12 protein-coding genes are annotated in these 13,797 nt (G+C 73.0%); 8 read left to right on the forward strand and 4 right to left on the reverse strand.

Going from position 1 to position 13,797, the window contains the following annotated elements; all coding sequences use genetic code 11:
- Positions 1 to 10: 10 nt before the first annotated feature.
- The 3 genes from ACIOD2_RS26620 to ACIOD2_RS26630 form a co-directional block, all read right to left on the reverse strand.
- Complete coding sequence (locus tag ACIOD2_RS26620) at positions 11 to 199, reverse strand: YdeI/OmpD-associated family protein (RefSeq protein ID WP_400543419.1); 189 nt, start codon at positions 197 to 199, stop codon at positions 11 to 13.
- Positions 196 to 477: an Lrp/AsnC family transcriptional regulator gene (locus ACIOD2_RS26625; RefSeq protein ID WP_400543422.1), complete on the reverse strand. Its 282-nt coding sequence runs from the start codon at positions 475 to 477 to the stop codon at positions 196 to 198. The genes ACIOD2_RS26620 and ACIOD2_RS26625 overlap by 4 nt, the downstream gene beginning before the upstream one ends.
- A 443-nt stretch (positions 478 to 920) precedes the next feature.
- Complete coding sequence (locus tag ACIOD2_RS26630) at positions 921 to 2,624, reverse strand: DEDD exonuclease domain-containing protein (protein WP_400543425.1); 1,704 nt, start codon at positions 2,622 to 2,624, stop codon at positions 921 to 923.
- Positions 2,625 to 2,732: 108 nt separating this feature from the next.
- Here ACIOD2_RS26630 and ACIOD2_RS26635 point away from each other — a divergent pair, with 108 nt between their 5' ends.
- The 4 genes from ACIOD2_RS26635 (at position 2,733) to ACIOD2_RS26650 (ending at position 7,379) form a co-directional block, all read left to right on the forward strand.
- Positions 2,733 to 4,118 carry an NYN domain-containing protein gene (locus tag ACIOD2_RS26635; RefSeq protein WP_400543428.1) on the forward strand — a complete coding sequence of 462 codons (1,386 nt, stop codon included), beginning with the start codon at positions 2,733 to 2,735 and terminating at the stop codon, positions 4,116 to 4,118.
- Positions 4,119 to 4,380: 262 nt separating this feature from the next.
- Positions 4,381 to 4,638: a hypothetical protein gene (locus ACIOD2_RS26640; protein WP_323332594.1), complete on the forward strand. Its 258-nt coding sequence runs from the start codon at positions 4,381 to 4,383 to the stop codon at positions 4,636 to 4,638.
- 436 nt (positions 4,639 to 5,074) lie between these two features.
- A complete protein-coding gene (locus tag ACIOD2_RS26645) occupies positions 5,075 to 6,127 on the forward strand; it encodes an NlpC/P60 family protein (RefSeq protein ID WP_400543431.1) in 1,053 nt (350 codons plus the stop codon).
- An 88-nt stretch (positions 6,128 to 6,215) separates the two neighbouring features.
- Complete coding sequence (locus ACIOD2_RS26650) at positions 6,216 to 7,379, forward strand: glycosyltransferase family 4 protein (protein WP_400543434.1); 1,164 nt, start codon at positions 6,216 to 6,218, stop codon at positions 7,377 to 7,379.
- Between the two features lie 4 nt (positions 7,380 to 7,383).
- On the opposite strand, the gene ACIOD2_RS26655 is transcribed toward ACIOD2_RS26650, so the two are convergent.
- Positions 7,384 to 8,007, reverse strand: a complete 624-nt coding sequence (locus ACIOD2_RS26655; RefSeq protein WP_400543437.1) for a uridine kinase — start codon at positions 8,005 to 8,007, stop codon at positions 7,384 to 7,386.
- 64 nt (positions 8,008 to 8,071) lie between these two features.
- On the opposite strand from ACIOD2_RS26655, the gene ACIOD2_RS26660 reads away from it, so the two are divergent.
- From ACIOD2_RS26660 to ACIOD2_RS26675, 4 genes are all read left to right on the forward strand, one after another.
- On the forward strand, positions 8,072 to 8,497 hold the full coding sequence (locus tag ACIOD2_RS26660; RefSeq protein ID WP_400543440.1) for an SRPBCC domain-containing protein: 426 nt from the start codon (positions 8,072 to 8,074) through the stop codon (positions 8,495 to 8,497).
- A gap of 24 nt (positions 8,498 to 8,521) precedes the next feature.
- On the forward strand, positions 8,522 to 9,724 hold the full coding sequence (locus ACIOD2_RS26665) for a cytochrome P450 (protein ID WP_400543443.1): 1,203 nt from the start codon (positions 8,522 to 8,524) through the stop codon (positions 9,722 to 9,724).
- Positions 9,725 to 9,736: 12 nt separating this feature from the next.
- Complete coding sequence (locus ACIOD2_RS26670) at positions 9,737 to 11,017, forward strand: adenosylmethionine--8-amino-7-oxononanoate transaminase (RefSeq protein WP_400543446.1); 1,281 nt, start codon at positions 9,737 to 9,739, stop codon at positions 11,015 to 11,017.
- A gap of 246 nt (positions 11,018 to 11,263) precedes the next feature.
- Positions 11,264 to 13,498, forward strand: a complete 2,235-nt coding sequence (locus ACIOD2_RS26675; protein ID WP_400543449.1) for a bifunctional SulP family inorganic anion transporter/carbonic anhydrase — start codon at positions 11,264 to 11,266, stop codon at positions 13,496 to 13,498.
- The last annotated feature ends 299 nt before the right edge of the window (positions 13,499 to 13,797 follow it).

The following is a 13,797-nucleotide window of genomic DNA, read 5'->3' on the forward strand; positions in this document are numbered from 1 at the left end:
GAGGTGGCCTTCAGTGCGTTTCCCGCAGCCTGGTGACGGTCTTCCCGGCGCGGGAGACGCGGGTCTCGGGCTTCTTGGCTTCCGCGACCCACTTCGTGTATTCGCGCTGGTGGGAGGGCGGCAGCGCCGCGAACAGCGCCGCCGCGTCCGGGGCCGCCGCGAGCGCGTCGGCCAGCTCCGGCGGCACCTCGGTTCTCACTCCTCGGCGCCGATCGAGAAGGCCGACTCGGTGTCGGCGCGGGAGTAGGAGCGGAACGCGATGTGCGTGACGGTGTCCAGCACACCCGGCACCTTCCCGATCCGCCCGGGAATCAGGTCGGCGAGGTCCTCGTGCGCGGCGACCTGCACGGTGGCGATGAGGTCGACGTCCCCGGCGCACGAGTAGACCTCACCGACGCCTTCGAGGTCGGCGATCGCCTGCGCGGCGTCCGGGATCGCGTCCGCCTCTACCTGGATCAACACGATCGCGGTGATCACCTGGGTCCTCCAAGACTCGTCTGCGGGGTGTCGCCCGCGATCCTAGTGAGCCCGCGGCCGCGTGGCTCCGCTAAGCCGCCGTGTGCGCTCTGAACCCTGGTTCTCCGGCTCGCTCCGGCGGGTGAGACCGGGCCGAGCGCGATACGGCGGGCCGCTGGTCAAGTCAGTCCGGGGCGCTCGGCCTGCCCTGACTCGACACCGGGGGCCTGAGCCTTTCGTTCTCCGGCTGTTGCCGCTGCGGTCGGCGGCGGGGAGGCCGCACCGAGCACGATGTGGCCGGTCGGTCGCTGGCCAAGCGGTTCACCGGGCTGCGACGGGGTCGGCTTCGGCCGGCTCTGCCGCTGTGCGCCGGCCAGCGGCAGAGCCACGCCAGGCGCGATGCGGCGGTCGAGCCAGCTCGCGGTGTGGATCGCCGAGGTGCTTGCCGCCGAGGACTCCGGCCCTCAGCCGGCGTGTTCCAGGGAGTGGGCCTCCGTGACCAGGTCCAGCCACGCCCGCCACCCGGCTACCGTTGCCGGTTCGGCCCAGGGGCGGGTTGTCCGGACCAGGCGGACTCCCGGGCGGGCCAGCCACCTCAGCAGCACTCCCACCTCCTCCGGGGGCGCGCCGTGCAGGGGGCCCGGGTCCGGCATGACCGTCTCGGCCGATGCCACCAGGGCCTCCACCACCGGCATCGGCGGCACCCCTCGGCGCGCGACGCCCGCCGAAGCCAGCCTGCCGTAGCGGATCACCGACAGCTCCCAGCCGCCCGCGCCGTCCGGGGCGGCCGCGATCAGCTCGCCGATCGCGGCCAGGGCCGCCTGGCGGTGGGCTCGGCCCAGCACCTTGATCAGGCCGGCCAGCTCGTCGCGGTGGCGGGCCGCCTGCTCGTAGTGCTGTCCCTCCGCCAGCCGCTCCAGGTGGGCCGCCGCGGCGCGCAGCGGGGCGCCGTCGAGGCCCGCGATGAGGCCCGACACCGACTCGACCGCCGGGCCGTACGCCTCGACGCTCTGCCGCCCCGCGCACGGCGCCCCGCAGCGGCCCAGCTCGGCCAGGACGCACGGGGTGCCGCTGGGCGCCTTCGGCGAGATCCGCTGGGTGCACGTCCGCAGGCCCGAGGCGCCGGCCAGGGTGTCCGCGGTCGTGCGGGCGTCGGCCTGGTTGCGGAACGGCCCCAGCACGCCGGGACGGGGGAGCCGCACCACCGACAGCCGGGGGAACGCCTCGTCCGTGAGGCCCACCCACCAGCCCTGGTGCCGGTTCTTCGAGCGCCGGTTGTAGGCCGGCCGGTGGGCACCGATCAGCCGCAGCTCCCGCACCTCGGCCTCCAGCGAGTGCGCGCACGCGACGTGGTCGACGCGCTCGGCCAGCGCGACCATCTCCCGGATCCGGCTGCGCCCCTCCGAGCCGGTGAAGTAGGTCCGCACCCGCCGCCGCAGGTCCTTCGCCGTGCCGACGTACAGGACCTCCTCCTTCGGGCCCCGGAACAGGTAGACGCCCGGCGCGGCCGGCAGGTCCGCGGCCAGGTGCCGCTTCGCGCGCTGGGCCACCGTGACCTCGGGCAGGTAGCCCATCAGCTCTTCGAGCGAATGGACGCCCAGGTTGCCGACGCGCTCCAGCAGCCCGTGGAGCACGTCGACGGTGGCGCGCGCGTCGTCCAGCGCCCGGTGCGACGGCCGGGTGCGGGCCCCGAACAGCAGCGACAGGGCCAGCAGGTTGTAGCGGCCCACCTCGTCACGCGGGATCACCCGCCGGGCCAGCCGGACCGTGCACACCACGGTCGCCTTCGGCCAGACGTAACCGTGCCCTTCGCAGGCCGCGCGCATGTGGGAGGTGTCGAACCCCGAGTTGTGCGCCACCAGTACCGCCCCGCGGATGAACTCCAGGAACGCCGGCAGCACCTCCTCGATCGGCGGCGCGTCGTAGACCATCGCCTGCGTGATGCCCGTGAGCGAGACGATCTGCGGCGGGATCACCTTCCCGGGGTTCACCAGTGTCGCGAACTCGCCCAGCACCTGGCCGCCGCTCACCTTCACCGCGCCGATCTCGGTGATCTCGCTCGGCCCGGGCCCGGCCCCGGTCGTCTCGAGGTCGAACACCACGAAAGTCGTGTCCCGCAACGGAGTTCCGAGCTCGTCGAACGCGAGCTGTGCCTGGACCGAACGCATGGCCGCGACCCTAGAGGCCACCCCCGACAATTTTCGGCGACCGGCCGGTCGCGCAGGGTTGGCATGGCGTGCGACGCGGGATCCGGGGCCGGGGCCTACCCTGGACCAATGCACCCGCAGCCGCTCGTGCCGGAGCCGCCCGGGGACCCCGCCGGTCCCTCGGGTGTCGCGCCGCGCCCGGAGGCCGACGACGCGGGTGAGCGGCCCGAGCCCGCCTCCTGGCCCGCGCTGCCGGAGGCGGTCCGCGACCGGATCGCCGAGCTGGCCGCGGCCGCCGTCGCCAAGCTGCCGAACACCGACGTGCCCCGTCAGCTGCGGCCCGTCGCCAAGTTCGCGCCGGCCAAGCGCGCCAAGCTGGGCGGGGCCGCCCTGCTGGCCGCGCTGGGCGAGTCGTCCCAGTTCCGCACGGCGGTCATCGAGTGGTTGCGTGAACACCGGACCGACGCCCTCGACCCCAACGCCGCGGAGTCGGTCGCCGCGGCGGCGGCCGCCGTGCTGCTCGGCGAGTCCGGTGCCGCCGGGCGCGTCCGGCTGGTCGCGAAGAACGCCGAGGAGAACTCGCTGCGCGCGGAACGGGACGTGGCGCTCGCCCGCAGCCAGCGGCTCGAAGCCGAGCTGGTCCAGGTCCGCGCCGAGCTCGCCGAGGCGAAGGCGTCCGCCGCCAGTGTCCGCGGCGAGCGTGAAGGTGAAGTCGAGAAGCTCCTGAAACGGCTGCGCGAGCAGGGTGTGCAGCTCCGCCAGGCCAAGGACGCGGCCGAAGTGGCCTCCGCGGAGGCCGAACGCGGGTCCTCGGCGCGTGCCGAGGAGATCGCGGCCCTCAACGCCCAGCTCGCGCGCGAACGCCAGCGCGTTGCGAACGAGCACAAGCGCGCCGAGCGCGCGGTCGCCGACGCCGAGATCGCCCGCCAGTCCGCGCGCGAGGCCCGGGAAGCCGACGAGGTGCGGCTGGCCCTGCTCGTCGACACCATCGACGGCGCGGTCACCGGCCTGCGCCGCGAACTGGCCCTCGGCGCCCGCGGCGCTCGGCCGGCGGACATGGTCCGCGGTGCCAGCTCGGGCCTCGGCCAGGGCGGCAAGATCGCCGACGTGTCCACCTTGGACCGCTACCTCGCGCTGCCCAACGTGCACCTGATCGTCGACGGGTACAACGTCACCAAGACGGGCTACCCCGAGCTCGCGCTGGCCGACCAGCGCGACCGCCTGATCCACCAGCTCTCCGCGCTGGCCGCGCGGACGTCGGCCGAGGTCACGGTGGTCTTCGACGGCGCCGGCGTGCTGTCGGTCCCGGCTTCGGTGCCGCGCGGGGTCCGGGTGCTGTTCTCCGACCGCGGGGTCCTGGCCGACGACGTGATCCGCAACCTGGTCGCGGCCGAGCCCGCGGGCCGGCCGATGGTGGTCGCGACGTCCGACCGCGCGGTGGCGGACTCGGTCCGCGGCGGCGGTGCGCACCCGACGCCGTCCGCGGTGCTCGTGACGCGCCTCAGCCGCGTCTGAGAGCTCCGCGCGCAGGCCGCTCCCCGACGTGGTGAGCGCCGGCTCGGGAGGTTCACCCGTTCGAAGTCGACTGCGACGTGGCGGCGGGGCGCACCCGATGCCTTCTGCGGTGCTCGTGACGCGCCTCAGCCGCGTCTGAGGTCTCCGCGTCCCGGAACCCCGATCGGGTGAATCGGAGCCGCTGTGGGCGATCTGGGCGCCGGAAACTGTCGGTGGTGCCGCCTAACGTGCGGAGCAGCAGTTCCGACGTGAGGAGGACCACATGACCGGCACCCCCGAGTTGTCCGAAGTGGACGTCTCGCACATTTCCGTATCCGACATCGAGAACGTCGTGGTCGACTGCGACCGCTGCGTCGTGCGCGGCATCTCCTGCCACGACTGCGTGGTGACCGTCCTGCTCGGCGCGCCGCCCGCCGTCGTGTGGGATGCCGACGAGCGCCGCGCCGTGGACGCGCTGGCCGAGGCGGGGATGGTGCCCCGGCTCCGTCTGGTGGAGGGACCGGCTTTGCGCACCGCCTGACACGGCCGTTTCGTGTCGGCGCGCCGAGTGGTCGATCGGATCAGGTGAACGGTCGGTAGTCGAAAAGACGAAGGGAATATCCCCAGCGTGTAACGCCCATCACATGTTTTCTCCCCCGCTGGTCCGATGGTGTTTAGCGGCGTCACGCAGAGTTTTTGCGCCGGGGGTGGTGGACGTGGTGGCGGTCTTTTCGTAACCTGTCCGAGATCTCGTGGCCCCTGGCCGTCGATGAGGCGGCGACGCGAGATTGCCGCCGGACGCAGCTTTGTCGGGAAGCTGGGAGCCGGAACCACCATCGCGCGCTTCACCTGTTGCGGGAGAACCTGTTGCGGGAGAAGACGAGCGATCGGCGGGACGAGCGGCGAAGAGGAACCCCCGACCTCTTCGTGCCCCGGTCCCCCTCGGCGGCCGAGACGCAAAGGAGACCCGCGCGACCGTGCAGTCGCATCCAGTCAGGCGCGTGGTGTCAGGTGCCCTCGCCGCGGCTTCGGTGATCACCCTCGTCACCCTGGCCCAGCCGACGGCCTCCGCCGCCCCCATCCCCGTTCTCCAAGCCCCGCCCACCGGTTCGGACGCGCTCGCGCAGTACCGCGATCTCGCGGCCCAGGCCGAGAAACTCAACGAGGACCTGCTCAAGGCCCAGGACGACCTGAAGGCCAAGCAGGGTGACCTCGACAAGGCCACCAACGACGTCAACGCGGCGAAGGACCAGGCCGCGGTGGCGAGCACGAACCAGAAGAAGTACCAGACCGAGGTCGACAAGTTCGCCGGCGCGTCGTTCACCAGCGGCGTCCAGCTGAACAAGCTGTCGGCGCTGCTGGCCGGGACGTCCACGCAGGACTTCCTGGACCGCTCCTCGGCGCTCGAGGTCATCGCGACCGAGAAGAACGGCGCGATGGGCAACCTCACCGGCGCCGTCCGGCAGGCCACGGACGCCGAGACCAAGGCGAGCGACGCGGCGAAGCGGGCGACCGACGCCCGTGACGCGGCGGCGAAGCTGACCTCGGACATCCAGGCCAAGCAGAAGACGCTGAACGACCAGATCGAGCAGCTCAAGGCGGCCAACAAGAGCCTGAGCGCGCTCGACAAGGCCTCGCAGCGCGACACCGGCTCGGCGCCTCCCGGGCTCGCGGCTCCCACCGCGGCCGCCCAGAAGGCGCTCGACGCGGCCCTGAGCAAGCTCGGCAGCCCGTACAGCTGGGGTGCCACCGGGCCGAGCCAGTTCGACTGCTCGGGCCTGATGCTCTGGGCGTACAGGCAGGCCGGCATCACCCTGCCCCGGTCCAGCCGGGAGCAGTCCACCTTCGGCGCCGCGGTGCCGCGGGACCAGCTCCAGCCGGGCGACCTCGTGTTCTACTACTCGCCCGTTTCGCACGTCGGCATGTACGTCGGCAACGGCAAGATGGTGCACGCGCCCGACACCGGTGACGTCGTGAAGATTTCGCCGCTGCAGAGCCAGTACGCGGGAGCGCGACGCCCGACGTCGTGAATTCGCACCACTGAGACAACGCAAGGGGCGGTACCGCACACGCGGTGCCGCCCCTTCGCCGTCGGTGGCGGCCGCTAGCCTCTGGGGCGTGCTCAAGACCCTGCTCGTGACCAACGACTTCCCGCCCCGGCCCGGGGGGATCCAGAACTACCTGAACTCCCTCGCCACCCGGCTGCCGGCGGACGACCTGGTCGTCTACGCGCCGTCGTGGGAGTCGCGGACGGGGTCGCACGAGGAGTTCGACGCCGAGGCGCCGTTCGAGGTCGTCCGGCACCCGACGTCGCTGATGCTGCCGACGCCGGACGTGCTCCGCCGGGCGAAGCAGATCATGCGCGCGCGGGACTGCGAAGCCGTCTGGTTCGGCGCCGCCGCGCCGCTGGCGCTGCTGGGGCACCCGCTGCGCCAGGCCGGGGCGCGCCGCGTCGTGGCGTCCACGCACGGCCACGAGGTCGGCTGGTCCATGCTCCCGGGCTCGCGCCAGGCGCTGCGGCGCATCGGCGACACCGTGGACGTCGTCACCTACGTCAGCCGCTACACCCGCGGCCGGTTCGCCGCCGCGTTCGGCGCGATGGCCGGGCTGGAGCTGCTGCCGTCCGGTGTGGACACCGAGCTGTTCCGGCCGGACCCCGCCGCGCGCGAGGAGATCCGCGCGCGGCACGGCCTCGGCGACCGGCCGACGGTGGTGTGCGTGTCGCGGCTGGTCCCGCGCAAGGGCCAGGACCAGCTGATCCGCGCGATGCCGAAGCTGAAGGAACGGGTGCCCGGCGCGGCGCTGCTGATCGTCGGCGGCGGCCCGTACCGCAAGCGGCTGACCCAGCTGGTCACCGAGCACGGCGTCGAGCGGGACGTCGTCATCACCGGGTCGGTCCCGTGGGCCGAGCTGCCCGCGCACTACACGGCCGGCGACGTCTTCGCGATGCCCGCCCGCACCCGCGGCCGGGGCCTCGACGTCGAAGGCCTCGGCATCGTCTACCTGGAGGCGTCGGCGACCGGCCTGCCGGTGGTCGCGGGCAACTCCGGCGGCGCGCCCGAAGCCGTGCTGGACGAGGTGACCGGGCACGTCGTCGACGGCCGCGACGTCGGCCAGCTGGGCGAGACCGTCGCCAGCCTGCTCGCGGACCCGGTGCGGGCCCGCCGGATGGGTGAGGCGGGGCGCGCGTGGGTGACGGAGAACTGGCGCTGGGACGTGATGGCGGACCGGCTGTCCGGTTTGCTGGACGGCGATCCGGTGGCCGCCGTCCGCGGAGACTGAGCCGTCAGGGCGTGTACAGCGCCGGGTGCCGCGGGTCGTCGACGCGCACCACGACGTCGGCCAGCGCGCTCGGGTCCGCTTCCTCCTCGTAGCGCTCGTAGGCCGGGACCGCCCAGGTGTCCGGCACCCGGCGGCGCAGCGCGGCGGGGGAGAGCCACAGGTGCACGGCCAGGTCGAAGGCCAGACCGGCGCCGAGCAGCAGCTCGCCGTCGAGGATGACGACGCCGCCTTCGGGCACCGGCACGCGGGCGGCGCGGGTCGCGCGGTCGCGGTCGGCGTCCCACAGCGACGGCAGGATCTCGCCGGAACCGCCGCCGGCCAGGGGGTCGAGCACCTCGCGGCGCAGCGCGCCGAGGTCGAGCCAGTCGGTGTAGCGGGCATCGGGGTTCGTGCGGCCGTGTTCGAAGCGCAGCGACGCCGGGCGCAGGAAGTCGCGCGCCGAGACGCGCAGGGCCGCACGGCCGCGCAGGCGCAGCGGCTCGACCAGGGCGTCCGCGAGTTCTGTGGTTTCCGTCGCACCCGCCGCGCCGTCGATCGCGACCGCGATCCGGGGGCGCTCGGTGAGCGCGCCGATGCGTTCGGTCAGCTCTTCGGCCAGGACGGCGGGGGAAATCGGACGGTAGCGCACGGGAAGAGATCCTCCACCCGGACCGGGGACGGTTTTCGTCGTACCCCGATGGGATGATGCGGGCATGACTTCTTCAGTCAGCTCCTCCACGGGCAAGACGGCCGATGTCGGTTGGAACATAGGGGTTTCCCGCACCTTGCCGCACCCGGGCGCGGAGGTCTGGGACTTCCTGGTCAGCCGGGAGGGCGTCGCCATCTGGCTGGGCCCCGGCGTCGAGCTGCCGCGGGAAACGGGCGCGGAGTACGAGACCGAAAACGGCACGGTCGGCGAGATCCGCAGTTTCGTGGCGGGCGACCGCGTCCGGCTCACCTGGCGGCCGCAGGACTGGGACCACGACTCCACGGTCCAGGTGCGCCTCAGCGGCTCGGGGTCCAAGACCACGCTGCGGTTCCACCAGGAATGGCTTTCGGGCGCGGAAGAGCGCGAGGAACAGCGGGCATACTGGCAGGACGTGACCGATCGCGTGGTGGCGGCACTCGCCGAGCGCTGACGCGGCCGACTTCCAGGGGGAAGCATGACGACGGTTGAAGTGGCCGAGGACTTCGCGCAGGACGCGCACCTGTTCGCCGAGCTGCTGCGCGCGGGCGGGCCGGTGCGCCTGGCCCGGATGCCGCGTGGCCTCGACTGCTACATCGTGACGGACTTCGCGCAGGCCCGCGCGCTGCTGGCCGATTCCCGGCTGCAGAAGGACAACGTGCGCGCGCACGCGCTGTTCGAGTCCAAGCTGCCCGCGGGAGCGACCGCGCAGGGCGGCTTCGGCGAGGCGCTGGGCCACCACATGCTCAACACCGACCCGCCGGACCACTCGCGGCTGCGCAAGCTGGTCAACAAGGCCTTCACCGGCCGGACCGTCGCGCGGCTGCGGCCGCGGATCGAGGAGATCACCGCCGAGCTGCTCGACGCGCTGGCCGGGCAGGAGCGGGCCGACCTGCTGCCGTCCTTCGCCGCGCCGCTGCCGATCACGGTGATCTGCGAGCTGCTCGGCGTCGCGCCGGAGCACCGCACGGAGTTCGCGGACTGGTCCAAGACGCTGCTGAGCTCGTCGGAACCGGAAGACGCGCAGGCCGCGGCCCAGAACATGTTCGGCTACCTCACCGGCCTGATCGCGCAGAAGCGCGCCGAGCCGGCCGAGGACCTGCTGTCGGACCTGGTGCACGCGAGCGACGACGGCGATTCGCTGTCCGAGCCCGAGCTGGTGTCGATGGCCTTCCTGCTGCTGGTCGCCGGGCACGAAACCACGGTCAACCTGATCGCCAACGGTGTGCTGGCGCTGCTTCGCCGGCCGGAGCAGCTGGCTCTGCTGCGTGCCGACCCGTCGCTGCTGCCGAACGCCGTGGAGGAGTTCCTCCGCTTCGACGGCCCGATCCACCTGGCCACCCTGCGGTTCACCGTGGAGCCGGTCGAGGCGGGCGGGGTGACGATCCCGGAGGGCGAGTTCGTGCTGATCTCGCTGCTGGGCGCCAACCGTGACGAGGAGCGCTACGCCGAGCCGGACAAGCTCGACATCACGCGCGCCGCGGGCGGCCACCTGGCGTTCGGGCACGGCATCCACTACTGCGTCGGCGCGCCGCTGGCCCGGCTGGAGGCCGAGATCGCCCTGGGCGGCCTGATCGCGCGGTTCCCGGACCTCGCACTGGACGCGAAGCCGGACGAGCTGGTCTACCGGCCCAGCTCGCTGATCCACGGCCTGGAGTCGTTGCCGGTCCGGCTGCGCTGATTTAATCGGCGGATGGACTCCGCCGACCTCCTCGCCCTGGACGCCCAGCACGTGTGGCACCCGTACGCGCCGATGCCGGCGAAGGCGCCGTCGCTGCTGGTGTCCGAGGCGAGCGGGGTGCGGCTGAAGCTCGCCGACGGCCGGGAGCTGGTCGACGGGATGTCGTCGTGGTGGTCGGCGATCCACGGCTACCGGCACCCGGTGCTCGACGCCGCGCTCACCGGCCAGGCCGGGCGGATGAGCCACGTGATGTTCGGCGGCCTGACGCACGAGCCCGCGATCACCCTGGCGAAGACGCTGGTCGACCTGACCCCGGACGGCCTCGAGCACGTTTTCCTCTGCGACTCCGGCTCGGTGTCGGTCGAGGTCGCGGCCAAGATGTGCCTGCAGTACCAGCGTTCCCGCGGCTTGCCGGAGAAGCGCCGGCTGCTCACTTGGCGCGGCGGTTACCACGGCGACACGTTCACGCCGATGAGCGTCTGCGACCCCGACGGCGGCATGCACTCGCTGTGGCGCGGGGTGCTGCCGGAGCAGGTTTTCGTGCCCGCGCCGCCGTCCGGCTTCGACACCTCGCCCGATCAGTCCTATGTGGACATGCTGGCCGAGGAGATTTCGCGGCACGCCGGGGAGCTGGCCGCGGTGATCGTCGAGCCGGTGGTGCAGGGCGCCGGCGGGATGCGCTTCCACCACCCCGCGTACCTGCGCGCGCTGCGGGAGCTGACCGAAGCGCACGGCGTGCTGCTGATCTTCGACGAGATCGCCACCGGGTTCGGCCGCACCGGCACGCTGTTCGCCGCCGAGCACGCGGGCGTGACGCCGGACGTGCTGTGCCTCGGCAAGGCGCTGACCGGCGGCTACCTGAGCATGGCCGCGGCGCTGTGCACGCCCGAGGTCGCCGACGGCATTTCGCGCGGCGCGCTGCCGGTGCTCGCGCACGGCCCGACGTTCATGGGCAACCCGCTCGCTTCGGCGGTCGCGAACGCGTCCCTCGGGCTGCTGGCGGACGGGGCCTGGAAGCGGGACGTCACCCGCGTCGAGAAGGGCCTGCTCGACGGCCTCGCCCCGGCCCGCGACCTCTCGTCGGTGATCGACGTGCGCGTGCTCGGCGGGATCGGCGTGCTGCAGCTCGACCACCCGGTGGACATGGCGGTGGCGACGGACGTCGTGACGGCGCAGGGCGCGTGGCTGCGGCCGTTCCGCGACCTGGTCTACGCGATGCCGCCGTACGTCACGAGTGACGCCGATCTGGGTGTGATCACCGCCGCCATGCTGGCGGTGGCGGAGAAGGCGTGATCACCCGCAGGAGACTGACGGGCCGTGTAAACACTGGATTTCAGCACATCGGGTGTGACCGCGCGCACAGCGAGACCCGAAGGTCCCTCATCGTCGCTCTGTGTGCAAACCCATCATCTACACCACGCGAACGGCGGAGTCGGCGAGTGTGAAAGGCCGGCTTCTCGGAGCTGATCCCGTACCGAGGTAAACGCGAGAAATGCTTGCATAGCGGACTTTTCGCGCGGTATCGGCGATCCTGCCCCCATGATCGAGATCGTTCGTGGAGAGCACGACACCGGCCCCCCGTCCCGCAAGCCGTTCCTGGAGAACCTCAAGCACGACCTGCCAGCCTCGATAGTCGTTTTCCTCGTCGCCGTACCGCTTTCCCTCGGCATCGCGCTCGCCGCCGGGGCCCCCGTGCTCGCGGGACTCGTCTCCGCCGTCGTCGGCGGCCTGGTCGCGAGCGTCTTCGGTGGATCGCCGCTGCAGGTCAGCGGCCCGTCCGCCGCCCTCACCGTGGTGCTGGCCGACACGATCGCCACCCACGGCTGGCCCGTCACCTGCGCGATCACCGTCGCCGCCGGCCTGCTCCAGATCCTCTTCGGCCTGACCCGCACCGCACGCGCCGCGCTCGCGGTGTCACCGGCCATCGTGCACGGCCTGCTGGCCGGCATCGGCGTCACCATCGTCCTGGGCCAGCTGCACGTGGTCCTGGGCGGCACCGCGCAGGGCTCCGCGCTCGCCAACGTCGTCGCGCTGCCGGCCCGGATCGCCGCGCACCACGACCAGGCCGTGCTGATCGGGGTCGTCACCCTCGCCGTGCTGGTCGCCTGGCCGCGGCTGCCGAAGCTCGTCCGCCGCGTGCCCGCGCCGCTGGCCGCGATCGGGCTGGCCACCGGCCTGTCCGTCGCGACCGGCATGGTCCTGCCGCGTGTGGACCTGCCCGCCGGGCTGCCGTCGCTGCACGTCGTGCCGCGGCTGCCCGACGGCGGCTGGGGCGGGTTCGCCCTCGCCGCCGTCACCATCGCGCTGATCGCCGGCCTCGAGAGCCTGCTGTCGGCGGTGTCGGTCGACAAGCGCCGCGGCGGCCCGCGCACCGACCTCGACCGCGAGCTGATCGGGCAGGGCGCGGCGAACGTCGCCGCCGGCGCGCTCGGCGGGTTCCCGGTCACCGGCGTCGTCGTGCGCAGCATGACCAACTACGAAGCCGGCGCGCGCACCCGGATGTCGGCGATCCTGCACTGCGTCTGGATCCTCGCCGCGTGCCTGCTGCTCACCGGGACGCTGCGGCTGATCCCGCTGGCCGCGCTCGCGGCATTGCTGGTCTACGTCGGGACGAAGCTGGTCAACCCGGCCGCGCTCAAGGACGTCTACCGGCACGGCGACCTCCCGGTGTACGTCGTCACGCTGGCCGGCGCGGTCGCGGTCAACCTCCTCACCGGCGTCGCGGCCGGGATACTGCTGGCGCTCGCGCTGATGCTGCGGCGGATGATCTTCTCCGGCATCCACGTCGAACGGCAGGGTGACCGCCACCGCGTCGTCATCGAAGGCGCGCTGACGTTCCTGTCCGTGCCCCGGCTGACCCGGGTGCTCGCCGAGGTGCCCGCGCACGCCGAGGTCACCCTGGAGCTGCTCGTCGACTACCTGGACCACGCCGCGTTCGACTGCCTGCGCGGCTGGCAGCAGGCGCACGCCGGGCCGGTGACGGTCGACGAGATCGGCCACCCGTGGTTCGAACGCGGCAGCGCGGGCACGCCGACCGTGCGGCGGGGCCTCGCCGCGCGGGTGGTGCCGCGCTGGCTGGCGCCGTGGTCGGAGTGGCAGGCCGAGCACGTCGCGCTGCCCGCGCAGCGCACCGCGAGCTCGCTGCTGTGCCGCGGCGCGTCGGAGTTCCAGCGCCGCACCGCGCCGCTGCTGCGCGACACCTGGACCGGCCTCGCGGACGGCCAGGAGCCGCACACCCTGTTCATCACCTGCGGCGACGCGCGGATCGTGCCGAACCTCATCACCACCAGCGGGCCGGGCGACCTGTTCACGGTCCGCAACATCGGCAACCTGGTCCCGCCCGCGGACGGCGGGGCCGACTCGTCGGTCGGCGCCGCGATCGAGTACGCCGTCGGGGTGCTCGGGGTCGCGGAGATCGTGGTCTGCGGGCACTCCGGCTGCGGGGCGATGAAGGCGCTGCTCGGCCAGGCGCCCCCCGGCCTGCACCAGCTCGGCGCCTGGCTGCGCCACGGCGAGCCGACGCTGCAGCGCCGCGCCCGGGAGGCACCGCTGCTGCTCGGCGGCCGCCGTCCCGCCGCCGAGGCCGACCAGCTCGCGCTGCAGAACGTCGTGCAGCAGCTGGAAACCCTGCGCGGCTACCCGGTGGTGGCCGCGGCCCTGGAGCGTGGTGGGCTCCGGCTGACCGGGATGTACTTCGACGTGGGAGCTGCCCAGGTGTCGCTTTTGGACGACGCTTCGCGCGGGTTTGTTCCGGCGGGTTCGCTCACGCCCTGACCGCAAGCGCCCCAAGGCGGCCTTCGGTGCGGTGGATGCGCCGAGGGCCGCCTTGGGTGCGTTGGGCGTAGCGAGGGCCGCCTTGGGTGCGTTGGATGCAGCGAGGGCCGCCTTGGGTGCGGTGGATGCAGCGAGGGCCGCCTTGGGTGCGGTGGATGCAGCGAGGGCCGCCTTGGGTGCGGTGGATGCAGCGAGGGCCGCCTTGAGTGGTTGGGCGCACCGAAGGCCGCCTTGAGTGCGCTCGACGCACCGAGGGCCGCCTTGGGTGCGTGGGACGCACCCAACGCCGCATTGGGGCG

This window comes from Amycolatopsis sp. NPDC088138, from assembly GCF_044741685.1.
In the GTDB taxonomy this organism is placed as follows: Bacteria; Actinomycetota; Actinomycetes; order Mycobacteriales; family Pseudonocardiaceae; genus Amycolatopsis.

Excerpts from the sequence above, each read along its gene's own strand:
- ACIOD2_RS26630 (WP_400543425.1), bottom strand. The coding sequence starts at position 2,624 with ATGCGTTCGGTCCAGGCACAGCTCGCGTTCGACGAGCTCGGAACTCCG.
- ACIOD2_RS26635 (WP_400543428.1), top strand. The coding sequence starts at position 2,733 with ATGCACCCGCAGCCGCTCGTGCCGGAGCCGCCCGGGGACCCCGCCGGT.
- ACIOD2_RS26640 (WP_323332594.1), top strand. The coding sequence starts at position 4,381 with ATGACCGGCACCCCCGAGTTGTCCGAAGTGGACGTCTCGCACATTTCC.
- ACIOD2_RS26660 (WP_400543440.1), top strand. The coding sequence starts at position 8,072 with ATGACTTCTTCAGTCAGCTCCTCCACGGGCAAGACGGCCGATGTCGGT.
- ACIOD2_RS26665 (WP_400543443.1), top strand. The coding sequence starts at position 8,522 with ATGACGACGGTTGAAGTGGCCGAGGACTTCGCGCAGGACGCGCACCTG.
- ACIOD2_RS26670 (WP_400543446.1), top strand. The coding sequence starts at position 9,737 with ATGGACTCCGCCGACCTCCTCGCCCTGGACGCCCAGCACGTGTGGCAC.
- ACIOD2_RS26675 (WP_400543449.1), top strand. The coding sequence starts at position 11,264 with ATGATCGAGATCGTTCGTGGAGAGCACGACACCGGCCCCCCGTCCCGC.